The organism is Pseudomonas sp. Mb7, assembly GCF_054790525.1.
This window is the reverse complement of record NZ_CP186501.1, coordinates 1555870-1580645: the sequence shown is the minus strand read 5'-3', so window position 1 is coordinate 1580645 and position 24776 is coordinate 1555870. Positions and strand designations below refer to the sequence as shown.

Annotated in this window: 20 protein-coding genes; 10 read left to right on the top strand and 10 right to left on the bottom strand. The window is 55.6% G+C overall.

The features are described 5' to 3' along the window. Positions 1–135: 135 nt before the first annotated feature. Positions 136–702, bottom strand: a complete 567-nt coding sequence (locus ACOYXH_RS07295; protein WP_460063868.1) for a DEAD/DEAH box helicase — start codon at positions 700–702, stop codon at positions 136–138. A gap of 537 nt (positions 703–1239) precedes the next feature. Between ACOYXH_RS07295 and ACOYXH_RS07290 the strand changes: the two genes are divergently transcribed. The 7 genes from ACOYXH_RS07290 to ACOYXH_RS07260 all read left to right on the top strand — a co-directional run bounded on the left by ACOYXH_RS07290 (position 1240) and on the right by ACOYXH_RS07260 (position 14921). Next, positions 1240–2082, top strand: a complete 843-nt coding sequence (locus tag ACOYXH_RS07290; RefSeq protein WP_460063866.1) for a hypothetical protein — start codon at positions 1240–1242, stop codon at positions 2080–2082. 312 nt (positions 2083–2394) lie between these two features. Beyond that, positions 2395–3573: a hypothetical protein gene (locus ACOYXH_RS07285; protein WP_259173543.1), complete on the top strand. Its 1179-nt coding sequence runs from the start codon at positions 2395–2397 to the stop codon at positions 3571–3573. 24 nt (positions 3574–3597) lie between these two features. Then, positions 3598–7848, top strand: coding sequence for a hypothetical protein (locus tag ACOYXH_RS07280; RefSeq protein WP_460063864.1), 4251 nt, complete (start codon positions 3598–3600; stop codon positions 7846–7848). Positions 7849–7851: 3 nt separating this feature from the next. Next, positions 7852–12957, top strand: coding sequence for a hypothetical protein (locus tag ACOYXH_RS07275; RefSeq protein WP_460410457.1), 5106 nt, complete (start codon positions 7852–7854; stop codon positions 12955–12957). Between the two features lie 826 nt (positions 12958–13783). Then, the gene (locus ACOYXH_RS07270; protein WP_460410456.1) at positions 13784–14062 is read left to right on the top strand and encodes a hypothetical protein; all 279 of its coding nucleotides are present in this window, start codon (positions 13784–13786) and stop codon (positions 14060–14062) included. Between the two features lie 241 nt (positions 14063–14303). Beyond that, complete coding sequence (locus ACOYXH_RS07265; RefSeq protein ID WP_016774031.1) at positions 14304–14513, top strand: hypothetical protein; 210 nt, start codon at positions 14304–14306, stop codon at positions 14511–14513. Positions 14514–14591: 78 nt separating this feature from the next. After that, entirely contained in the window at positions 14592–14921 is a 330-nt protein-coding gene (locus tag ACOYXH_RS07260) for a hypothetical protein (RefSeq protein ID WP_460410455.1), read from the top strand. A gap of 15 nt (positions 14922–14936) precedes the next feature. Here the strand turns inward: ACOYXH_RS07260 and ACOYXH_RS07255 are convergent, their stop codons facing one another. From ACOYXH_RS07255 to ACOYXH_RS07215, 9 genes are all read right to left on the bottom strand, one after another. Next, positions 14937–15359, bottom strand: a complete 423-nt coding sequence (locus ACOYXH_RS07255; protein WP_460410454.1) for a cell wall hydrolase — start codon at positions 15357–15359, stop codon at positions 14937–14939. Between the two features lie 58 nt (positions 15360–15417). Beyond that, positions 15418–15699, bottom strand: coding sequence for a hypothetical protein (locus ACOYXH_RS07250; RefSeq protein WP_460410453.1), 282 nt, complete (start codon positions 15697–15699; stop codon positions 15418–15420). Beyond that, a complete protein-coding gene (locus ACOYXH_RS07245) occupies positions 15696–16037 on the bottom strand; it encodes a hypothetical protein (protein ID WP_460410452.1) in 342 nt (113 codons plus the stop codon). The genes ACOYXH_RS07250 and ACOYXH_RS07245 overlap by 4 nt, the downstream gene beginning before the upstream one ends. Before the next feature lie 9 nt (positions 16038–16046). After that, positions 16047–17018 (bottom strand): phage tail protein, encoded by a 972-nt coding sequence (locus tag ACOYXH_RS07240; protein WP_460410451.1) that lies wholly within the window; start codon positions 17016–17018, stop codon positions 16047–16049. A gap of 24 nt (positions 17019–17042) precedes the next feature. Further along, positions 17043–17459: a hypothetical protein gene (locus ACOYXH_RS07235; protein ID WP_460410450.1), complete on the bottom strand. Its 417-nt coding sequence runs from the start codon at positions 17457–17459 to the stop codon at positions 17043–17045. A 242-nt stretch (positions 17460–17701) separates the two neighbouring features. Continuing rightward, positions 17702–18058, bottom strand: a complete 357-nt coding sequence (locus ACOYXH_RS07230) for a hypothetical protein (protein WP_460410449.1) — start codon at positions 18056–18058, stop codon at positions 17702–17704. A 3-nt stretch (positions 18059–18061) separates the two neighbouring features. Beyond that, complete coding sequence (locus ACOYXH_RS07225; RefSeq protein WP_460410448.1) at positions 18062–21625, bottom strand: TipJ family phage tail tip protein; 3564 nt, start codon at positions 21623–21625, stop codon at positions 18062–18064. Positions 21626–22045: 420 nt separating this feature from the next. Then, positions 22046–22654: a tail assembly protein gene (locus ACOYXH_RS07220; RefSeq protein WP_460410447.1), complete on the bottom strand. Its 609-nt coding sequence runs from the start codon at positions 22652–22654 to the stop codon at positions 22046–22048. 42 nt (positions 22655–22696) lie between these two features. Beyond that, complete coding sequence (locus tag ACOYXH_RS07215; RefSeq protein WP_460410446.1) at positions 22697–23119, bottom strand: hypothetical protein; 423 nt, start codon at positions 23117–23119, stop codon at positions 22697–22699. 568 nt (positions 23120–23687) lie between these two features. Here ACOYXH_RS07215 and ACOYXH_RS07210 point away from each other — a divergent pair. From ACOYXH_RS07210 to ACOYXH_RS07200, 3 genes are all read left to right on the top strand, one after another. Continuing rightward, positions 23688–23948, top strand: a complete 261-nt coding sequence (locus tag ACOYXH_RS07210; RefSeq protein WP_460410445.1) for a hypothetical protein — start codon at positions 23688–23690, stop codon at positions 23946–23948. Positions 23949–24046: 98 nt separating this feature from the next. Beyond that, positions 24047–24340 carry a hypothetical protein gene (locus ACOYXH_RS07205; RefSeq protein ID WP_460410444.1) on the top strand — a complete coding sequence of 98 codons (294 nt, stop codon included), beginning with the start codon at positions 24047–24049 and terminating at the stop codon, positions 24338–24340. 178 nt (positions 24341–24518) lie between these two features. Then, positions 24519–24764, top strand: a complete 246-nt coding sequence (locus ACOYXH_RS07200; protein WP_460410443.1) for a hypothetical protein — start codon at positions 24519–24521, stop codon at positions 24762–24764. The last annotated feature ends 12 nt before the right edge of the window (positions 24765–24776 follow it).

Below are 24776 nucleotides of genomic sequence, written 5' to 3'. Positions count from 1 at the left end.
CACCAAAAAGCCCTTCGATGTCATTCGGCCTGATTAGCTGAAGCAACCATTCTGGGCGCGTTTCAATCCAGCAGAATAATGACTGAATGCAGTCGGTAGATTTTCCGGAAAACGCACCGGTCTCTATGAGCCCTTTCAGGCTCGCCACGATTTCGTATGGAAGTCCGGATGAGGCCGCCACGCGCTCAAGCCACGAGAGCTCTTGCTTTGGAGCAAGATCGACACGCCGCTGCATAGCTGATCGAAGAGATCCGGGGGCGCACCGAGGGCTAGGTCGGGTGATGAGCTTGAAGGTGTCGAAACGACGACGTCGTAGGTTCGAAGCGATTGCCATTCTTCAAGGGACTGAGGACGGCCGATATGCAGGTGCACGTCGGGAAGCGGACAATCTTCAGCCAGCGCACCAATCCGACGGAGCGTGGACATAACTGAAATATGCGAATGCACCTGTTTTCTCAAGGCGCTTGAAGGTTCCACTATCAGTACATGCGCCGGCCCCAGCAGCATGGGAAGCGCCATCATCAAGGAGGTCTTTCCATAGCCTGTGGGTAAACAGACGATGGCAGGGTCGTCCTGTACGGAGAAATGCGCCAAAACGGCGTGCAACGCACCCAACTGTCCAGGTCTGAATCCATGATTGGGAGTGCGCTGCTGTTGAAACAGATTCAGCGTCCCCGCTTGCTCAACAAAAAAATTCGGCACCGCAATCCCTCCTTTGGATCCGATTGAAGCGTACTCTGGTGCCGTTTTTGTGCAAGTGATAAGGGGTGTGGATGGGTCGCGGGGCAAGTGAATTCAGCACCGACGACGGATTACCACCGGTCTACAAGGTTCTCCAGTGGTTGGCATGCCTGAGTTCAAGCAAGCCGAAAATCCGACTTTTTCAACAGAGTCGGCCAATAGCTGCCTCTTGGAACCGATTGAAACCAACCTAAGGCGGCCAGTCGGCCACAAATCTAGGAACAACACCCCGGACTGAGTGGCGTCGGAACATTACCGGAGGACTATTCCGTACCGATGCTGGGGCATGGCTGCTAGGAGGTGCTTGCATCGGCTTGAAACACAGAATCGAGCGGTGTGTCGGCGCGTTACGGTGGATTCTACTCTTTCAGAATCGCTTGATGGATCAAGTCGGCCTAAATACATGGTTACTTCAAACCATCTCTGGTAGGTCTTTTTTTGACCAATCGAAAGGTTCGTCTACCATCTACCAAATATTAAGGATGAGAGGAAAAAGCCATGGATGGATATGAGCTTTTGCAGCTTATCGTGATCGGTGTCATTGCCGGCGCATTTGGGCAAGGGCTACGCACGATCGTCGGCCTCAAGAAGGCGAGCGATGAAGCAGCGGCAGAAGGAACGACACTTCGCTCGGAAGGGCTGGACGTTTCTCGTTTAATCTTCAGTCTCTTTATTGGGGCGATCGCTGGCGGCATCGGCATTCTCACCATAACTGGTTTCCAAGCAAGCGCCGCTGTCAATATCTCTGCCGAGATGTTCTTCGGTGTTGTGGGAATTGGCTATGCGGGTACCGATTTCATTGAGGGATTTGTCCGCACACAACTACCGAAATGGGGGAGGCAACCATTTGTCCCGACCATGAGTCCGCGCTCCCTTCATTCTACTACCGAGTTCTTCACCACCATCTCAAGCACAGACCGAATCAAGCAAAGCTGCGAGAAGCTTTTGAAAATCCCTGAAAACGCTTCCGATTGCTCAGATTTCGCCAAGGCAGTAGCTCAGGAATTTGCAATCACATTGACCGGACAGGCCAATGACATTGTCGGTCAGTTGACCTCAGCCAATGGCTGGACAGAATTGGGATCGGATGCTCAGGCTGGACAAAGAGCTGCTACAGCTGCCGCAAGAGGCGAGTTCGTGATCGGAGCGCGGAAGGAGACGGGTAACGGACACGTTGTGGTTGTTGTAGCAGGCTCCCCCCTCGCACACGGAAAGTACCCGTTTGCCTACTGGGGCAAGCTCAATGACCCGGCGAATGCCGGATTCAACAAGACGGTAAACTGGGCCTGGGACCAAGCTTCTCGCGATAGTGTTACCTACGCCAGTCGGGGCGTCATTTAGGTGGGACGCATCTGACGTTTTATAGGGCCAGGTCTGGTTTACATCTGATAAGTGCAGTCCTCGAACTGGATTGCAAAGCACATTGGCATAGATTTACAGACAAGGATTGGCATCGTCACTTACTTTTTAATATTGCGCTGCGCTAGAAAGAACAAACCCAACAGAGCAATTTCATCCGTATTTCGCCGTTAGAAAACGACCTGCCGTTCTTGGTCGGTTTATACAGACGTCAATAACAGCCTGACCGAAGCTTGCCCGCTATTTAGAGAAACGATGGTGGCGAACATTTCCTGAGTTGGAACGGAGGCGATAATGAAGAACGGAGTTCTTTTTGCTGTGGTCATGGCAATGGCTTTGACCGGATGCACAGCAAGACTTACTGGTGGAGTGGATGCACTGAATCAGCGCATCGCTTATCTGGGTTTGAACGACAAGAACTGTTGGAACCCCGACAATCAGGAATCAGCGCGCTCCTGTCAGCTTGATGTTGGAGCCGGGATGAGGATCCGCCTCGACTCAATTGCCCTCCCCTCCGGCAACGAAAAAGTAGAGCAACAAACCCTCCCTTCGTCGTACACCTACACGGTGCCTGATGTGGATGGAGCGATGGCCGACGGCCTCGCTCTTGGGCGCGAAAATGCCTTCTTCATGACAACGTTGCTCTCGATGTCCGAACAGGATCGCGATGATCCGGGCACGTGGCAGCTCATGTATGGCAACGACAGCGAATCCTATTCCAGTCGAGTGAAGACTGCGCCAGGAATATATACCACCCGTATTCTCAAACCATTTCTGGAAAAGATGCGTGTCGACTATCAGTTTGTAGAAAAGAGCGGTATCCCGAAGAGAACCACGTCTCAACTCGCAAAGCGTGTGTTCTGCTCCGCCGATGAGCAAGATCCTACGATAGGAAACGGCCTTGCGAGCCGGACCCTGCATGTGACACTCCCCCCTGGAAAAGACGGTAGTCGCGCCATTGCCATTGGATCGGACGACTGGTTTTACGCCGATCAAGTGGGTGTCATCGATGCAAAACAGGGAAGCGAATTTATGAAGTACACGCTTTCGGCGCCTGCGCGCGCGCGCAATAACATTGAGCTAAGTATCGCCGTTCGTTTGAGCCGTGAGGAGGGAGTACGTTTTGTCCCCCCATGCACCACGGTCGCGGACATAGAGCGCATGTTCGGAGTGGAGATTGTTGGCCTCTGGCGAGAACAATCCAATTTTGCGATGAAGGGCAACGAAAGCAACGCTACCGCTGACGGACTCATCACTTTGAGAGGGAGCGATAAATCGACAGTGAGCCCCGACGGTTATTACTCAATCGAGCTTCGTTCTGGCGCGACAGCGGCGCCCGGCGGCAGGCTGGTCGACGCAACCAATCTCTGCGCAGAGATGAACTCTTGCCCGGAACGAGTGCTACTTGCACACCGCGACGTCCTGCTTGTAGGTCATCGCAAACAGATCCTTGGTTCCTTCTGGGCTCAATAACGCACGGGCGGGGAAAGGAGTTCTATGTCAACTATTTCACTTCTCGGCCTCGATCTCACCGTCGAGCAGGACGGAACGGTCAGCCCCCCTGCGATTCACGGCCTCACGGTGAACGCTTGGGCCGTGCACATCGCCGATAAAAAACTCAAAACCGACCTCGAACTCAAGGTCGAAGCCTCGTCCATAAAGATAATCATGCGAGCCACGATGCGTGTTGTGAAAAACGGTGTTACCTGGCGTCTCGAGGATGGCGTTCCGGAATCTATCAGTCGCCTAACGATCGAACAAAATGGCCAGGGAAGCGGCACTCTTTCGCTCTTCGTCCCCCCGCTGCAACTCGCAGGCAATGCGACGGCAAAGAATGCAGTTACCGTGAAGGGGGGCTGGATCGGGCAAAGCTTTGGCTCGGCGGCAACCCACATCCTGCAGTCCAGCGAACTACCCTTGGAGATAAGTCTGGAGAAGGGCCGAGCCGTGCCCAACCTCGGCGCGATGCGCATCCAGCTGGAAGAAAATTTCTGTGCCGCGCAGACAGGGATCGTCGCCAAGCGTCCGGACGGTATAACAGCCTGGTTGTTCGAGCGCAGGCATATCTCTCGCGCGCATACTCTCGATCTGTCAGCCACCATCGGAACATTGCAACTCGAGTTCGATTCGCAGCCGGCCAAGTTCGGGTTGCCGCTCAATGCGGATATCCACGACCGGGCAGCCGCTGTGTCTGCCGAAAATCCAGTATGGGTTCCGATTCGGGCGGATAACTATCGGCTGATCACCGATCTGGAGCGCAACGGCAGCGGCACGATTTTGTCGGCCACCACCTTGGCCGGATCAGGCGGAGCCGGTGGCCCGACGATGACACTGTTCGGGCTTTTGTCGGCAAACAACAAACCGATCGAAGTAGAACTGAGTCAGCCGCTGTCCTTGTCGGCCAGGCTGCATCAAAACAAGCAGATTGGCTCATTGCTGGTCGCGGCGTCACTTCCCGCCGAGAAAGGTGTTCGCGTCAAGCTGGCGTGCGGGGCGGTTCACGGTTTACTCGCCAAGGCACGCGTAGAGTCGAAAGGAGTCGCCCATCTCTGCTGTGAGCATGAAACGCAATCCCACGCTTTCCCCGGCGCAGTGTTTCCGCCTGTTGCATTGCGGATGCTGCGCGATGTCACTTTGCCGTGGATCGAGTTCGATACCTGTCTTGAACATCCCAAGGCGGGCGATGCTTACACGGCGGGTTCTGAATGTGTAGACGTCTGGAAGTTCGCAGGCGGCAAGATCGGCCTCGCTTTAATTGCGGACAATCTCGCCCGGCACGCGGTAACCAGAACGAACGATGTCCGCCAACTGCACTACGCCCACCTAAATGCTCGCGCCGCCACGTTGTCGCATCAGCTGGGTTCTGCCAGGCACGATACCTCGCTAATCGAGAGTCCGGCGGGCGGAGTACAAAGGATGACGCTGACGCAGCTCTTTGCGCCAGAAACACACTCCGCGGTAACAGTCGCGGTCGCGTCCGTGAATGTTCAGGCAGACGGTTTGCAGCCCGCAGCCTATGAGGTCATTCGCGACTACGGCTTGTTCAAGGTTGAGGTAAAAATTCCGGCGGGAAAAGCGCCCGACTACCTGATTCTCCGAAAATCAGGCACTGCCGACTTCACAATCCACCCACCAGCCAAACCCCTTGCACCAGACTCGCACCGTTTCCCTGAGTTGAAATTCGAAATGCCGGTGGCTCACGATGAGCCCGCAACCGATCTTCCGCTCGCCGTGTTGAAACTCAGTGAACGCTACTCGCTTAAAGAAATTTTCGAGCGCGAAAGCCTTGGTCTCAAGCCAGTTCGCGATCTCGAAATTCAAGGGCGTTCAGCAGACTTTCTGAACGACGTGGTCGATCAACCCATCAAAGCCAAGGCCTGGCTCGGACTCATCCTCTTCAACCTGGATTTCATTTTTTCCGACCATCCAGTCATTCGGTCGTTGCTGCCCGCTCCCCCTCCTGGCATCCCCCCTACTCTCCGCTTCCGCTACCTCGCCCTTACACCGTCGAAGTCAGGCGATGAGAACGGTACCAGTCTTAACGGACGGGTCTGGTACCAGAACCAAGAGGATCCGAAACTGCCTGTCCTGAAGGACGATGACGACGAGACGACCTACAGGTTCGATTTTGTCGACGCTTTGTGGCGCGACAGTCGGCTCGTACGCTTCGATGCCGGAGCAACGCTTTCTTTCCAGAGTGTCTTCGGTATGCAGCACCCCAAACATAAGGGGCAGCCCAAAGATTGGAACAGTGTCAAGCTGCGTGGACGCCTGGAAGTCCCTCCGAGGAACGAGGGGGAGCCGCGTATCCGTTTCAGTGGCGAGATCGAACAAGAGATCGCACTTCTTGAACCACGCAACCCGCCTGGCCTCATTGAGCAAATTTGGTTCAAAGGTGCCGAAGTCGTTTACGACCCGGGAAAAGGAGCGCGGATCGATTTCGATGGAGACATCAAGCTCGGCAAGCTTGATCTTGATCCAAAATTCAACGATTTCTTCAATGTCGGCTCGAGCGGCAACGGCCGGATCTCATTCGAGAAGCTGGGAATCGGCCTGCCCGAAACAATGAGCCTGGACCTCAGCTGGCTACGGATCAGCTACCCCGCCATCAAGCTCGACGTCAACGTTCCGCATTTTCAGTTGTTCAACCTGCCGCAGCTTGCCCTCAAGATCCGCAGCATCGGCGTGGATTGGGAAAACAAGTTTGGATGGGAAAAGACATTGGTTCTGAAGGATTGGAATGTTCCCTCAAAGCGCATCTTTCTCGTCGATATCCGCCTCACCGCCGCCGACCTGCCGGAGCTGGCAGGCAAGCTTTTCGACAAACTGAACCTCGACTTCTCGCTCGGCCTTGGACAGTTGCTGTCGGGTTCCGATTTCAGCTTTTCACCCAACGCTTTGAAGATCGGACTCTCCGCCGCCGGCTTCGATAATTTCCATCTGGATCTCGCCCGCATTATCGAACTGCATATCACGAAGCTGGCACTCGAGAAGAAAACCTACAAGGACGGCACCGAAACGCCTTGGATCATCATGGAAGGCGTCGAGCTGAAGATTCTGGATAAAACTATCCTCTCGGATCTCACGCTTGCCTTCTTCTCGGTACCAAAAACCGGACGCCGTGGATTTGTCTGCTTCTTCGGCAACCCCCTGGATGGAACGGCAAAGCCTCCTCCGCCGGGGAACAGTTTCCTGGGCTTCTCCTGGTTGCTCATCGGTAACAATTTGACGCTGGATAAAACGCTCGCGAAGGATTTGATCAGCATTGACACCGATACCAGCAAATGGAGCACTTCGGACGAAACCAGAACCAGCATTGCGAAATCGATACAAGACGAAAGTATCTTCCCGCTCGACATCAATCAGAATGCGGAGCCTTGGTTATTCGCCGCCGGTTTTTCGGTTCTGAAAGGTCTTCTGGACGGCAAATTCCTGTTCCAGGATCGCGCTTTCTACGGCCTGATGTTGCGCGGCACGCTGTTCGATGAATGGTTCGGCTACCCATTCGCGATTTCCTGCCTCTATTTGAAGCGCGAGCGACCCGAGGAAGACAGCTTCATCGTTTCCTTTACGGTGCCGGCGGTCCAGACGGGGTCGTTTCGCTTCATGGGCGGTGTGGTGTCGGTTGAGATCGCAGCGAATGGTAGCTTTGTACTCGACGTCGGTTTCCCGTGGATGACACCCAACGGTATACGTGCATGGAACCGGACCTTCGGGGCGATCTGTACGCCGTTTCAGGGTTCTGGCGGCCTCTACGTTAGATATCGCAAGACAACAGTCGTCCACACTAACGACAAGCACCTCATTTTCGCCGGCGGCTACGCGCTGCAGGCGGGTCTGGGAGCAAGCTTCGGCGGTGGGATTTTCGAAGTCTGGGTGAGAGCGGGGATTTACGTCGTCGCCGAAGGCGCCGTGGTGCTCAACCTTGACAACAAAGCTCTCGAAGGGCTTCGGCTCGTCGGCGCAGTCGGCATTCTTGTAGAAGGTCATGGATCTCTGCGCTGGTGGATCATCTCGGCGCATGTCTCCGTGATTGCTCAGGCGGAAGCGCGCGCGACCATTCTCTGGGGATTAGATCCGGAAAACGTCAACCTCCCCAGAGTCAACGATGTCGCCTTACAGCTCGACTTCATGCTTTCCGCTCGCGCGTCAGCAAGTGCTTGTATCGGCTCAGGCTGGTTCAAAGTTTGCCGCGGCATCAGCACTTCAATCTCGATGCCATTCAGGCATCGCCTCGTACTGAGGTAATAAATGAGCCGCCCTCTTCTTCTGATCGCCTCAGACCTCTTCTTTGCCGACTGGGGGAGCCCTGCCCGCGGCGGGTTGTGGCTCTCTTTCCGGCCGCATGTGATCATTGGCGACGTCAACCATCCCGATGCCTTCGAAGAAGACTTCAAGGACTGGATCGTCGCCGGCCATACCGGCAATGGCGTCGACTACAAGATGGTCTCGGAAGTGGTAGTGCCCCACCCTCCCGCACGCTTCCAGCCAGTTACGTTTCCCAGCGATGTGGACATAAAGGTTGCAATTCAATACGACGGCGGTGCGTGGTCGGAAATCGACATTGTTCAGCGATCGCAACGCCTGAGCGTCGTCGATCCCGACGAGCTGTGGCAACTGAACAAACCTGGTGTCGACGGCGAAGGAGAGAACCAGATCAAGTCCGAACCCCCTCGGCCTCCGGAACAGGGGAAACCGTTTGCCTATGGTTACGTCGAGAGTCTCAAGGATGCTTTGAGCGAGAATGCGCCGCTTGCGACCCTCGCCGACGAAATGATGCGCGCTCAGACACTCGGACGGACATTTCTCGCGACTGATGCAATGATCGCGGGAGTATCTACAGACACAGCCATTATTCCTATTACTGCACCGCGTCAAGGGTTAACGGCTGCGAGCCTTCATAGCCTGCTTGGCCATACATTACGCCTGGGGTCACGATCCGACCTCGCGAAGCTGAAAACCGTCACCGACCTCAAGATCACGCTCGAAAGCGCTGGTGTGGCATTGAAGGAGTTCCGTTTTTCGGCCTTGGTTACACCAGGGCAGGACAGCATCGCAAGCTTCTTCGCCGCTCTCGATACACAGTATCCCGGCAAGGTAGAGCTGAACTGGATGCCGGACCTTGCCAGGCGTATCTACGTAAACGACGGGCTTATGACGTTTCCCTATCGCGCCGCCGGTGAATGTTTCGTGCGCCGCCGCGAAGCTGCGCCCGGGATGCCCGAGAATGACCTGTCTCTGGCTGATGTCCGGCGCTTGAGGGTCGATGTCCGTTTGCCGGACAAGTTGAGCGCTCGCACACCATCAACTGCGTCCGGGCTCTCGGTGATTCCGGCTCTGTTGGAGTTCCAGCCATTTGTTGCGCTGCAATGCCGGCTACGCCTCTATCGCGGTTTCCCAAAGAAAGCTGGCCCGAGTGGTTTCGCGCTCATGCGGCTGGTACCCCATGCCGAGGATCGTGCCGATTTCCTCGCGGAACTGGATCGCGTCATACAAGGCCTTGGTTGGGCCGCGCAACAGACGAGGCTACATCAGTTCTTCACCAATGAGGTTCGCTGGGAGGACGAGAACGACCTTCCTTTGGGCGCAATGCCCCAATTTGTCTTCTGGGGGAAGCTGCCTTGGGATGCTATCGACGGCGATGCATTGCCGACACTTGTGTTCTTTGTAAAGCCAAAAACAGACGCCGACTTGAACGGCAACGGGGTCACGTTACTTATCGGCAGATCCATACGACTGACCGCACAGCAGCGTTCTGCTGATCCGCCCTATTGGGAAACTCGATATCCAGTACCTCCCGGAGGATCGAACAACAAGGAGGAATTTCATCGTCTCCGGCTTGTCACGCAGGTGCCGGAGGATGAACGAAAGTACCTGATTCCGTCGATCGGATTGGCGGGAGACATCACTTTCCATTTCGCACAATCGTCAAGCCGTGTCGAGGCCGTGGCAAAGGTCACTTATCCACTCATCCACGACAAACACAAGGCGATAGAAACGGTCACGCCGTCCGATGAGTTCCAGGACGATCTTGTGAGCTTCGTCAATTTGCGGCTTGCCGGCCGTGTTTCAAGCGAACCGATTGAGGATCTGACCGGCCGAGGGAACCTCTATCCCGTCTACCAAGAGGACATTGCGAACGCGAAGTGCCGATTGCACACCTATCAGTTTGCGACGGCGGCCAGTGCGATGGCCACCGATGGAAAGGAATTGGATCTCCCTTCGATTCCTGACCATTTCAAGGTGCTGTATGACCGCGCATCATCGCAGTCTACGGCCTACACCCTGTCACCGCGCCTTGCCCACGTACTCGGGCCGGAGCTGGACGGACACGACGACATCTCCGGTGCGGCGCAGGTCATGCTTCCAGACCTTGACGTTGCGCGCCCGCTCGACTTCCCCATCAACATGGCCACGACTGTCCGCACCAAGGTTGAAAGCGGCACGAGTCAGGAAGCGCTCAAGTTCCTGACGGTAAAATTCTCGAGCCCGACAACCGAGCCATACACGGATGACGAGGTCGCCACGCTGATTTTCAGACAACGCTTTTTGAAAGTGAATAGCGTCGGCGCGAACACTGATCGACAAGCACTTTTTGTCGAGGCCTGGAATGCGGTGGCCGAGCTTTGCGCGGCGGACAAAATTCTTCTCGCCCCTCACCTCGCCCGCTACGATTTCCGTTCCGGTCTTGGCCCGGAGGGCAAGTTCAGGTTGGGAGACGCCCTCCAGCCGGTGGCGCGTGGACAATTCGTTCATGACATCAAGACAGCGGTGCAGAGCAAACTCTCCAGGGTCTACAGCATTCCCAACAACGCCATCCCGGAAGATGATCTGGAAGTCCAGGTGGTACTGAGTCGTAGCGGTGACGCGAACCGCGTCTACCGGCTTTCAAACGCGGTCGAGTTCCGGCTCGAAATCGAGCGGCCGGCGAAGAAGACTCCCGCCGGGGGGCCATCTTCCTGGACTCTGGTGCGTCTTGTGACAACGAAAGATGACGGTGAACCGTTGCCACTGGACGAGACTTACGATCATGAAGGTCGCTTGGTGCGCAACATCGATACAACGGACCCGGATGATTCGCGGATCAAAGCAGGGTTCGCAGACTGGCTCGGCCATCTCAAGAATCGATCGGATGGCATCGATGCAGACAGCTCCGAAACGGCCGAAACTCGGGTTTTTCGCAGTCTTCTCGGCGGAAGCGCGGCGAGTAGCGCTGATACCAGGCTCTTGCCGCAAGAGGCTGTAGACGTTGACGACTGGATCGTGCCCGAGGGGCCGGTCGACCCGGCACCCGGCAAAGCGGAAATCACGTTGATGCCGATCGGATTCCGGCCACTCCAGTTTCATACCCTCTTTGGCGCGAAAACCGACACGATGTACCGTCGTTACCTGCAGTGGGTTGGATGCCTGATCAACTGCAGCAACATAGAGCTCGCGGGGACCAACACGGCGTCAAACTGGTCGCAATACTTCAAGACGCTTTATGACTACGGACAGGATGCTCACGGCTATTCGGCACTTATGGACAATCTCGCCGCGCTGGCGTGGCCGATGCACGATCCGGCTTGCGCTGACGCCCAGGGCAAGCCGATTTTTCCAACAGCCATTATCGATCTGGCACGAGCAACCGCGACCGGCGGTGTTGTCCGGGGCCAGTTGGTCGCGCATATCGCAATGGACTTCAAACGCGATCCAAGCGTATTTTTTGACTCCAAAGCCTATCTCTACTCCTGCCTCGCGGGTGATGAAGCGGCTGACAAAATACTGCCCGCAAGTTTCTTTCGAATGTCGGCTTCCAGGCAGATCGCGAAAGAGGATGGCCCTACTGCAGCCGTCGAGGATCAGGTCACACTTTCTGTGTCAGAAAGTTTTTCCCCAACTGTCGAGCAGTTCGGCTTTCTCGAACCCTTGTCTGATCGCCGCTATGACGATGAATTCACAGTGGCCGTGCCGGTGCTTCAAACCTTCGAAGCTATCATCGACAAGTCGATCGGCCAATTTGATAAAGATTCACCGACCGTTGGGATTCCCATCGCGCGATGCACGATCCCGAATGGGGTCATGGGAGCAGCTACCCAGCCTTCCATTTTCCTGGCGTCGCGAAAACGAGTCGAGATGCCTCAGCTGCTAGCGGCGCTCCCGATCAAGATTGAAGAAGTGCAAGGCTGGACCAATCTCGACAGGACCAAACTATTCAGTCTCACGGCGCTTAAGCACGGCCGACTGGAGGATAAAGACAAGGATGAGAACAACGCGTACCGCTGGATCGGCTCCTCATCCCCTGCCCCGCTGAGCAATCGTCTCGACGATCCAATGGTCGCCCTCATCATAACGATCGAAGGCGACGAAGAGACGCTTATGGAAAGCCTGAACAGCGATTCCCTGCGAATCAATCTCGACGCCGTAATGCCGGATCAGCCTGAAAACTCCAACATGGCCCAGAAGGCCGAAAGCGATTTCGCCAAACGGCTATCGGACACAGTCGATTTCAACAGAGCCAAGGACGATTTCGATCTCGCAATATCACCTGACATCTTCATACAGATGAGTAAAAGTGCTCTGCCTGCAACAATTCCGTCGCTACAGGAAAGCGAGAAGTGGCTCACACTCAATTTCAAGACTGCATCGACATTCAACACAATTGACATTGATATTGTCCGCAACGAGTGGCCGCACAAGGAGGGAGGGGTGACAGCCCATTTACTGCGCAATGACGCAGACGCGGCCGCACGTACGTTGGTCCTGATCGTTCTTGCGGAGCTACCCGTATGGCGCAGTTACCAGGTTGAAGTGCTGCAAACCCGTAACTCGATGACTGCGGGCAGCGCTGCACCGGGGCGCATTTTTGCTCCGGAGTTCGGGATGAGCAGCGAACAGCTTTCGAACACGGATCCACTGTCAATCGAAGCGGTGGTCGATGTTTATCAGAACGAGTCCATTGAATTGGCCGCCAGCTCGCTTACCGTCGAGCAACTCATCTCAGAACTCCTGCTTGCGGAACACGACTTCACAAACGACAACCGCCTCAACGGCCGGCGGGCCATCCTCACGAATGATAGCGAGTGGCGATCACACGATCTCAGCATCACGATATCGCACGAACAGCGTGTCGAGACACCACAAGCCTACTTCAGGAGCGATGGAAGCGAGGCGTCGTCAGTTGATGTGGCGCTACCCGCGAATCGCCCATTGTTTCCATTCAGGAACGTCAATATCGACAAAGACGGGCCGGTCAATCAATTGCGAGACTGGTGGGTGCCGGGGGTCGTCGACTATCAAGTCGAGTTTCACTGGTCCTCAACAACCAACCTTCGTTTCTTTAGCATCAAAGGAGTAAGGTGCCGAATTGAACCGTAACTGCGCCGCTCGCACTGAATTTCCCGCGCGCGCCGAATCCCCCTGTCATGTTTTAGGGAGCCAATTTGTTGCATCGACCGGTTGAATCCACAGCCAATAGCGGTCATTCATGAACGGCCGCTTTCGGGCGTTCGTCCGGAGACTGTTTCAGCCCCAAAGCCCCGCAGCCCCAAGTTCAGTCACTGGGACTGCAGAGCGAAATCATTCCAGCGCTGATCAACGAACATCCAAAGCTCTATAAGCGTAAACCCAAAGTTACTTACCCTCCTCGCTACAGTTCGGTGAACTGTGAGTTGCGCAGAACAGATCTTATCCGAGGTGCTATTCAGTGCGTCGGCCACCTGTTCTTTGAGTGCCTGATCGATTTACAGCAAAACGTTCGGATCTGGGGCGAACCTCGAGTGGGATTTCCTACGCCCCCCCCCCCTTTTTTCAGCCTTTCCAGAAACTACGCGCGACCAAGGCTCCACCGAGAGCCAGTCGTTTTGTAGGGGTAAAAACGCCTCAAAATAAAAAGGGGTCGCGAGATAAAATCTCGCAACCCCTTGATTTATATGGTCGGGACGGAGTGATTCGAACACTCGACCCCTAGCACCCCATGCTGGGGACTGAAGAGAGCCAAGCTGTTGTTTTACAAGGAAAACACCCTGTTTGCAAGTTAGCAAAACATCCGTTTTTTTGTGCTTATGCAAACGGAAAGACGCGGCCTGCAGAGGAGGTTTTGCGCGCGCCAAGAAAACTTTGAACCATCCCGTTGTTGCCAATGAATTCCCTTCCGGGCACCTTTGCAAATGCCGGCCATTTCGAGTCGGTTCCTGGAGGTGCAATGGATATCGAACAACTGAAGAATTCACTTAAGCCTTGGCTTGCCGCGGAAACCTGGCACACCGGCCACGCCTTGGATGAGCAGCGCTTTCATAAGGCACTCAAGTCTGCATTCGAAAAATTGGGAACCCCCATTGGGGTCGACAATTTCCGAGAGGCGATTGTCCTGGGCTTGGCTGAATACCGGGAAAACGACGCCAAGACATTTGAGAATGATCTGGACAGCTTTGCTCAGCTTGCTGAAGACATCTCGTACTACGTGAAAAACACTGCGCAGTAGCTTGCACCAACGGCGGGCGCTTAGGCGCCCACCATGTCAAGGTGACTTCTGAATGATCGTAAGCTACTGATATAGAAGAGAAACAGCCCTAAAATCGCAGGGTAAAAAATCGCCATTACCCCCCATAAGAATCAACAACTTAGCGCTGTATTTTCCTACAGTGGTTGCTCCTTCCCCCGGCGTTCTGCCACTTGAAAATCAAACCCCCTGCTACGCTGGTTTCGTCCACGGAGGAAACCAAATGCCAAACTCTGACCTGCTCCCTTCCCTGCTTTTCAAGATCAACGAAAACCAACTCGCACTCGAAGCAGCCATCATGGAGCTATCGAATTGGGTCGAGCAGCGCGGATCGGCCGATGTGGCCGAGAATGTCCGCGGCGCGCTCTGGGCAATCGACAAGAACGAGGAGTTCATCAAGATGACGCTCGCCGTTTTGATGACACCCGACTGACAGTTCGTCGCTTCACCCTCGCCCGCTCCCTTCGCCTCGATTACTGTATATGCAACCAGTACTCAGCAAGGCATGCCCGTGGATCCCCTCTATATAGAAGAAACCGACGATTGGCTCGGTAACCCGACTTCGCTCGAAACCTGCCGCCACCAGCTGCGGATGTATGAGAACGAATTCGAAGCCCTCACCCTAAAGCTCGAGCGCGCACTGGCAAATATTCAGGGATTGGTTCGTGACAATGACTCGCTCACGGCGGAAAGGAATTCCCTCAGGGAAAAGCTTCAGTACGCCGAGAGGGATTTACTGAGCGAAAAACGCAGCTTCGCGGACGTGGCGCATCAGAGAGACTATCTCTTCAGCGAGAATCAGCGCCTACTCAGGGATCGTCGCGACAGTGAGGAAGAGTGAGTCCGCGCATGATGATCAAGGAACATCCTTGAAGAACACGTGACCACCCAACTTCAAGGTCTGTTTCGCTTTCGCCGCCCAAGCCGGCACCTTAATGCTGGCTGCGTAGTAGTGCGTGGCGCCGCCAGTTGGGTCAGACACCTTGCCGTCGATCACCTGGTCAGCAGCGATCCGACATTGAGCCAGCTCGCGGAGCGGGATCTGCTTTACGCCGACCAGGAACTGATAGTTGGGGTCGTTCTTGTTCCAGCAGCTGAACTGGTACGGCTTCTGGCACACGCCGGCGTAGCCTTCACCCCACCACGACTTTTCCTTTCCATCGAACACGCGGTTGCGGATAGTCCAGGCCACGGCAATCTGGCCGGCAGCGCCTTCGCCTCGGGCTTCGCCCCAAATCGTGCGGGCGAGGATATCGCGGTCTTTCTCGGTTACTGACATCACTTTTCTCCAGGCAAAAAAATACCCGCTCGGCGGCGGGCCTACAGCAGCGGGTTGTTTACGCGGGGCGTATCGGGCGATACGTCGTGTCTGGAAAAAACTGCTCGCCTTCTTTCCAGTTTCGGACCTTGGTCCGGTAGGCTCGCCACTCCGCCTCTGTTCCTGGTAATGCAGCCGGGTCACCGTCTTCAATGCCGATGAGCTGATCGGCAATAAATGCAGCCTCCTTGACACGCCATGCATCCTCAGCCAGAACGCACGCGGCGCGAGTGACGGCTGCCGAATCAGCGTTTTTCATGGCCTTTGTGATCAAAAGAGACCAGTCGATGTTACCGCTCATTCTGCAGTCTCCACTTGTCTCAGTTCATTTAGATGATCCACTGGCAGCGGTTGCGGAAAATCAACTGGGCCGTCAGGAACGTTTTCCAGTGGCACTGGAAAGGCTTGTTCCGGTGAGTAGTTCCATGGATTAGGTAGTATCAAGTTCAGGACAAGTTCGCCATCGACTCGGTCAATTTTATCAACAAACCAATCTGAAGAAACTGCAAAGGCTGGCAAAGTATCGCCTTCGACAATTGGTGAAAAGTCGAAAATTTCGCCGTTCACGGTCAAAGCGTCACCAACTTTAAAAACTTGTAGAGTGTCATCCCGACGCTGCGGTATAAGATTAATGCGCATAATAGCCCCTTAGAACCATCTTCCTACTGCCAGTAAATTTATATAGGCAAAACCTACGGTAGATGTCGGGGCCATTCCTACCCATTGACCCCACACAGTCTGGGTAGGTTCGGCATAACACCCTGCCCATGCGACTATGTTATATCCATACGGCGAACCTGCTGTGGTTACAGTAGGAATAGAAACGAACGGTGATGGGTAAACTCCTGGGGATACAGCGATACTATTAAAGACTGAACCGTTGGCTACGTTAATAGCGCCAGTTGTTACCCGAATCCTGCATATTAAGGTTCCATCTGCATACTTTACGAATTCCCCTTGTGAATTACTCCCTCGTTCAATAACAGCCCCGGTAGGAACCCCACCAGTTTGCGAAACCGTTCCAACAATTGCCGCTACAGCGGCCGAGCCAAGGCCAAGGCCGGTACGCGCTGTTGCCTGGCTCGTTCCGCCGGTACCACCCTTCGTGACTGGCAAAATGTTTTCAACCGCTACAGATCCAAGCCCCAGACCGGTGCGCGCACCTGCTTGATCAGTTCCACCAGTGCCTCCCTTCGTCACCGGGATTACATTTTCGGTGGCCGCAGCCCCAAGCCCGAGCCCGACGCGCGCCTCCACTTGGTCGACACCGCCCGTCCCGCCTTTGCTGACAGGAAGAACATCGTAGTTACCAGTAGTCCCAAGCGCCGCCAGCTTCTCGCCGTAGTCGTTGAGGATCGCGCGAACTTGATCGGACAGATCCTTCTGGTATCCCTGAACCGGCATGATCGAGTAGAAGCCGCCGGCCGCTGTCGGGCCTTCGTAGTTCGGGGAGATCGACAAAGCGGTGTTGCTCGCGATGTTGGTCACTTCGTACCAGCGACCATCAGGGCCGCGAAAGCCGTCGCCGACCCGGCTATTCGCAATGAATGCAGTACCTGTGCCGATCACCGCATTGGAATTTTGGGTGACAGAGACCGTTCCCGTCTTGTACCAGGGCATTGTGTATCTCCAAGAATGAAAGGATCAGGCCAGCAATTTGGCGCAGAGAAACGGGCGGTGGCCCTGATTGGTCCACGCAGTGAAAGCGAGGCTGTACATCATGATTCGGCCGTTGGCGTAATCGACGCCGAGCGCACAACTACCGCCGGTGCCTTCGTTATGACAGGCCATGGTGAAGGGGTTTATAGATACGTACTCCCCTGCTCCAAGCGCTTTATTGATTCCCCATAGATACCGGCGCCCAACACTTAACTGCTCGGTCCCCAAATAGGTCCAGTCTCCCGCCGCGAATGTCACGATGACCGCCGGCGCACCGCTGTCGTAGCAAAGCGCACCGTTCTGATCCCATAAGCGAAGGCCATAAGAGGCGGTACCCATCGACGCCCATGCCGCAACGAAATACTGACCGCTCAACGACTCATTGACCTTTGAGGCGTTCATCGAAAACCCCGTCCAATTGCCAGGCCCTCCGGTGAACCAGACTGAATACGGAACCTGAATTACTCCCGTCTGATCCGGCCGAATGAAAACAAGCGGCGGTTCTTGGCTAGTTACTGCGCGAGGAAATGTCGCCGTGGCGTTGGCCGCCCCTGAATACGACCCTCGCGTCAACATACAAAGCCGTGGAGCCTCCGAGTCGATTTGCACGAAAGCGTTGTCATTGATGCTCTGAAAACCGTAACTCATGTCGCATACCTAATCGCGTAAGCCTTGGCCACTACCGTTGACCCGATTGTGGAAGCGCTCGCTGATGGGTTTTTCTTGAGTACAACAACTTGGCCTGCCGCAGTGGTGACGAATGGATAGGATTTTTGGTTAGCGCTGCCGTCCGTCTCGGATGGCTGTACGTCCTGCACCCTCGTCGGGATGATCATGAATACGCAATTGGCAGGATTGAATCCGGGGATGTTCAGCGTGTAACTGGGTACCGCCCCGCTGAAATCTATGACGCCCTGCCAGATCACTTGATATGTGAAGCTGTTGGTGTCCATAGCAAGCTGACCGCTCTCGTTAAAGACACGCAGTCCAAATAGCGCCATTTATTACCCCAGATAGCCGAGACGAACACGCAACACATTGTTGGCGTCGTAGACCGAGACGTTCAGTGAGTTGATCACCAGGCGCCCCTGCCCCGGGACGATGCCGTTTATTTCAAGTGTGCCGTCTTTGTTCAGAATCCAGCCTTGCTGGCCGGCGATGTAGTTGGTGGAACTGATGTAGCTGCCGATCTTGGCGTTGGTGATGGTTCCATCCTGAATGAACGCCGAGTTCATGAACACCTGCCCGCCCTGCACTGCAAACGGCACTGCGATGGCGCCGCCGGCAATTGTGTTGACAATGGCGAAGCGATCAGCGCTGACCAGGAACTGGCTTTGCAGTCCGGCGCCGGTGTTCTCGATCCCGAGGCCGATGCCGGCAGCGACGTACTGCCCATTCGCCGTGACCTGCATCTTCACCGACCACATGGTGCTCAGTTTCCCGGCCGTATCCGCGTAGGCTGTTGACGTCTGCTGAATGGCCGCCGAGTTTTGCCCGACGGAAACATTCAACTGGTCGATCTTCGTCGCGGTCGCCGATTCGTTCGTGGCCACCACCTCTTCAAGCTCTGTGATGTTCGCCGCGTTCTCTCCGATTTTTGCGTCGAAGGTCGTTAGGCGCCCTGCCATTGCCTCGTTCTCGGAGGCTCGAACCTTCGACTCGGAAGCGATCGCGGCGGTGCTTGTGTGGCTTTTGATCGCGTCCGCGAGATCGCCAGCGCCGTCATCGTCTCTATAGGAGGCGCGAAGGGCTTCGAACGCCGTGGCCTGGGCAGTAACAACTCCGTCGATCTCGATGATCTCGGCGGTATTTGTCGCCACCTGCTGGGCCAAGCCATTCGCCGTTTCCACTGTCTGACCAACGTCGAGCCAGTAGAGCGGGTTTGGCGGCGGCATGTTGAGCGGTACCGGGCCGGTGGCCTGATAGATCCGCTTACCCTGCACCACCAGGTCGTATTCCTCATAGGGCGCTTCTGGGTCATAGCCCTTCAGTCCATCGAGAGCGTCGATCTGATCCTGCAATCCTGGGATTTTGTCGATTTCGTCGAGGATGTCCTCGCCAAGTTCGGTGCGGCCGATCTGCCCCGCAATCATTTCAAGAATGGCGGCTGCGTCCGCGCTCGACTGGCCCTGCACGCCAAGCCCGATCGGATACCAAGGCCCGATGTTGCCAATCTTGTCGACGATTCGGCCCCAGAAGTAAAAGGTCACGCCGGCGCGCAGGCCGAGCATGGAGAAATCACTCTGCGGATATGCCAGGTCTGTCAGCTTGGTCGCGGCCTCAAGATCGGTCGTCGGCCCGTACCAGATCTCCGTGCGCTGGCTGTCCTCGGCGCCAGCAGGGAAACCCCACTTCAGGTAGATACCGAACAGCAACGGTGTTGCGGTCAAGAACGCCAGCGCTGGGGGCAAACCCTGCTTACCGCTGAGGTTGGTCAGGATCGAGTTGCGCCACGGCGACGTGATGTCGAACGCACTCACCGCACGAACCCGGGCCACATAGGCGCCAGCGTAGATGCCGACCACGTCGACGTTGGTCATGCCTGTGCGTTGCAGCTTGATCCAGTTGCCGCTGTCCTTGCGCCATTCCACGTCATAGCCGACCGCGCCATCCACGGCGGGCCAGCTGATGGTCATGGTGGCCACGGCCAGACCCTGCACGACCGATGAGGTCGACGACAGCGAAACGCTAGCCGGCGCTGGAACGACGGTGATCGGGATCACGCTGATCGGGCGTTCTTCAAGGCGTGCGCCGGTATCGATAAATGCGAACTTGCTCGGCTCGAACTGGAGCGCGCTGATTTCGTAGTCACCCTCGGTGGTGCGCTTGGTGCGCAGCACGCGGTACAGCGGGATAGCCAAGTCATCGGCGTCGAGCGCCCATTGCAACTGCGCCACTGGCGGTTCGCTATAGGCAACCGTGACGGTCACGGCGCGTCCGTTGACGCTCTGCACGGTGCGGCCTTCGGCACGGCCACCCGGCAGGTTAATGATCAGTCGATCGCCGGCCTTGGCCTGGGTGTCGCGATCGAGCGTGATAACCCGCCCCGCCACCGCCGAGATACGGCCGCCCACCTCACGGCCAGCCAGCAGCGAATCCGCCACTGGGATGATATGACCGGGCAGCGGGATCACGCCTTCCATACCGGTCTTGAACGAGACGGTGCGGTCTTGGTTGTTGCTGAGGATTGCCCACTTGCCGCGGCGCTGGGCCTCTGAGGCACGCGTGCAGCCAATGGCGCTCAGCTCGGTCGGCCGGTCGCCATAGCGGCGCTGGAGATCCAGGTCGGCAAACGGAATGACGTCAGTGTCATAGTTGTTCGCCGGATTGTCGTAACTGACCAAGGCCCGGGTGTACCGAGTTTTCGCCGACGCGCTGCCATAGGAGAACTTGCCGTCGATGACGTTGGCACGCGTGAAGACATAGTCGAAGTCCTGCGCGCGCGGCATGTCCGCCTGCATAACCAGTTGACCTTGCGCCCAGTACGTCATGCCTCGGTAAATCGCCGAGATATCACGCAGCAGCGACCAGGCATCAGCCTTGCCCTGCAGGTTCATGTCGCAGAGAAATCGAGGTTCCTGGCCGCCAAGGCCATTCGGTACCAGTTGGTCGCAATACTGGGCGATTCGGTACAGCTCCCACTTGTCGACCATGAACGGCTTGATGCGTTTGCCCAAGCCAAAACGGTCTTCGGTGCAGATGCCGTAGGTGATCCACGCCGGGTTATTGGTCCAGGCCGACTTCATCGAACCGTCCCACGTCCCGGTATACGTGCGCTGGATCGGGTCGTAGTTACTCGGCACCATCCAGCGGCGGGCCTTGCACTTCACGGTCACCGCCGGAATGTTGGTGAACTGCTCGGCGTCAAATTCGATATAGAGCAGCGCGGTGTTCGGGTAACGCAGCTTCGCGTCGATCACTTCGGTGTAACCGGCCACCAGCATGGTGTCGGCGATCTTGTTGGTGTTCTGGTTCGGCGTCAGGCGGCGCACGCGGATCTGCCAGCCCGTGGTGGCGTCCGGCAAATCGATGCGGCGCGAGCGCTCGTAGCGCGTGGTGGTCTTGCCGTCGACTGCATCCACCAGAACTTGCTGATAGGAGCCGCCATCAGTGGCCACGTCGATCGCGTATTCGATTCGGTAGCCGCCGACGTTGCCCTGGTCATCAGACCGTTGCAGCGCCGGCCACGCCAAACGCATGCGCACGGCGGAAAGCTGGGTGTTGGTGATCGAGCGCACCCACGGCGAATCGCTGCGCAGCTCAATGTTCAGCGAAGTCTCGTTCTCAACGGACGGGATGCCCGGAATATAGGTCTGATCAACCGAGCCAGAGCGCCAGTCCCACTTCACGTTCGGGAAGTTGTAGTTGCCGCTGGCATCGCGGATCGGCGTGTTATCCAGGTAGATATCGTAATCGGTCGGGACGCTGTCGAACTCACCCTCGCCCACGGCGATCAGCAGCTTGGCCAGGTTGGTCGAGCGCAGGCTGTCGCTGGCTTCGGTCGGCGACTTCGGCTTGCTGCTGCCGCCCTTCTCGCCGTGGATATCGATCTGTGCTGCTGCGCCCATGCTTTCCTCCAGGCATAAAAAAACCGCCTCTTGGGCGGCCTAATGGCATTTCTGTAAAAGTCGTGATGATAGAATTCGCATGCTGAGCCCTCCAACGATGAGGCGCTCGACTCAGTCATCAAGGAAATAAGTGCTGATGAAAAAAGCTCCAACTTGGCTACGAACAACCCTTTCGCTTCCGGTGTACGCAATTTCAGCCGTGTTGTGGATTTTCACTGCATACACAATCATCACCTCTTCGGTAAAAATGCTCTCCAGATATGTAACGCCCCAACAGATTGGCCAGGGATTGGCCGAATTGCTTTTCGCCCTAGTGTTTGCCGCAGTTGGTAGCGGGTTATGGATGCTTGCTAGATACATTCGGACCTCAAACTTTAAGAAGCAACCTCGCCCTTCCGCCTCCCCTCAGTCATAAACTTTTTACACTTTGTCTTCAGCCAGGATCGAGGCCGAGATAATCATCCCGCCCCACCGGCGTTCGCCGATGCAGATCGGTACCGGGTTGCCGCTGGCCGTGGTGTTCTTGGCGCTGCCGAAGGCGTAGGACGGGGAGTTCTCGGGGGATGCGCTCTGCTTCAGGCCAGAGGCTTGAGGGCTGAGCATTTGGATCACGCCGCCGATCGCCATCGACGCGCCGGCCGCATATAAAAACGGCGATGCGGCTGCAAACGGAGTGAATGACAGCACATAGGCTGCGGCGATCATCACTGTGCCGATAATGGTCTGTAACCCGCCAGCACGCTTGCTGCCACCAATCACTGGAACAATGCGGATTTCCCGTGTACCGCCGAGATCGAATCCGTCCATTCCGATGTTTGCGCGATTGCGGAAGATCGCAAACTTCAGTCCAAGGCGCTCCAGTCGTTTAATTTCCTCGGCGAACCCATCAATGGTCGCATTGAGCGCACGGAACACCTCCACGGCCGATCCGCCGTCGAGAAGGAATGGCTTGCTTCGAAAAAACTTCTTCGCAAGCGAGCCGGACAACATGACTTTCGTCATTGGCGTGTAGGTAATTGCTGAGCACATGCCATTCTCCAGGCAATAAAAAACCGCCCGGAGGCGGTCTGTTCAGAGAGTCGTGGGCAGTATGTCGATCTGCCCATCGCCCCCGGTGAAAACTCGGTATTTCTTGATCGCGCCGTCTTTCACGATCGCTTCCCTCTCCACTCGGGCTGCACCCATGGAGCAGATGCCAGAGCCGGTGTAAGCGGCACCAACTGAAACCGAATCAGGCGGCAGATAGAAAGATGCCTTCTGACCCGGGTCGAGCTTGGCAGCTTGTTTGCCATCGATAAAAACGGCCATTGAACAAAGGCTTCCGGTCTGCCCAGAGTCACGGATCACTTGCAGTGTTCCATATGCCCCTGATGGCTTGGCTTGGTAGGCCGACAGCTGACTGGTCGGCGCCTGCCTGGCTTCATTGGAAGGCGTCGGCGAAGTCGCACACCCCGCCAACAGCGCTACCGCCAGCGCTCCTAAGATCAGTTTCATGCAGGTCACTCCTGTGGAAATGCGGGCAATGTAAAGCACCCAATGAACCGATGCAAAAAGCCCAGCGTTAGACAGGGATCGGCGATGCGCCTCACCTGCGTGCGGTGGGCTCCGACTTCTCTGTCAACAATGAGTCGATGACTTTGCCTGAAGAATCAAACCGTGCGGTGAACGCTTGACTTTTATAGCCGACCCCTAAAAAACTCGACCGAACATAGACCCAGGTAACCATCTTGTTTCCATTTGCGTCTTCGCTAAGTAGATAGGGTGGCCCAAAGCGATTCAGAAGCTCTTCGCGAGTGGTAACCCCTTTAGTCACTTGATCAGTGTCCGCAGGGGATATAGGCCGCCCGACTTTGGTGCAGGCAGATAAGACGCACACCAAAGCAAAAACAAGAAACTGACGCATCAACGCTTTCCGATTACTGAAGATAATCTCCAATTATACCGGTAAAGCTTGCCCTGCCCATTGCCACTGTCCGGGCATCCAGTGTGGATGGAATGCCAGTAGCACAATTGGATCCATTCGTAGTAGCGTTGTGCCTTCTACAATTCCTGGAGGTCGTACGTGTCAAACTTTAATGGTGCGTATTTTGTAGTTCGAGGAACTTCCTTTGCTGTGGTGCTTGTAAAACCGCAAGCAATGGCTTCAGAGAGAACAAGGGACGACGTTACGGAGGCTTTTTCGAGATATTTCCCTCAGGTTCCAATCGTGCTAGCAACTGAAACCCCTAACGGAAATTTAACTTTTTGGGGGCGTGAGGATTTGATTGATTACCTCGCAAGACGTGATGTCAGCATCAATTGGTGCAACTACTCTACCGATTGATCGATATCGGTAGATCACAAGTGAATCTCGCTTCTACCCGGGACATCCTATTGAAGGCATGTTCTTTCACTACTCTTTCCAGGAATAAGGATTAGTGCATGCCTATAAAACAAAATCGTCTTGATCGAGCTTTACAAGTCACCTCCGCCAACAAGTCAGCTGCGGATGAAATAAGAGAAGCAACAATCGAGACTCTCAGTAATTGGGGAACCCCAATCTATCAATGGGTATACGACTTGCTTCCACTCAAATGTGATGTTGATCCCCATACTCGCGAAAAGCTCAGAAAAATCTTAAAAGGATTGGAGTCCTACGAGCCCAACAGTGAGAAGCCCTACCCAATAAAAGATCTGAAAAATATAGAAATCATCGGTGCTATGTGCCTCATCTAAATAGCATTTAACAGCTGAGTTATAACGTTGATCTCAGCTGTACGAATTCCCAGTAACGCCCCGCCTCGCTGGAATAGTAGCCTCCTACCCACACGCAACGGATTCCCCAGTCCTTTGCCTGCAAGCCCAAGGACTGGGATTGCGCCAATTTCGGCGCGAATATCGCAAGGAGCAACAAATGAGTGAAAAGAAAGTTCTGAGTTCATTCGAGACGGGAACCCTCGCAGCGATCACCCTAATTGGGACGGCCCTTGCTAGCCTAGATTTGTCGAAGCGCACGAAAATCAGCAGTGCGGCGCAGGAACTTATGGAAGCGCTACCTTTTGATCGAGATTACGCTGATGGCTCATCGGGCAATCATTTGGCGCTTCGAGCGCTGATAAAAGGTTTGCACCCAGTTGAGTCACCGAAATCTGACGACTGATCCATTGCAACA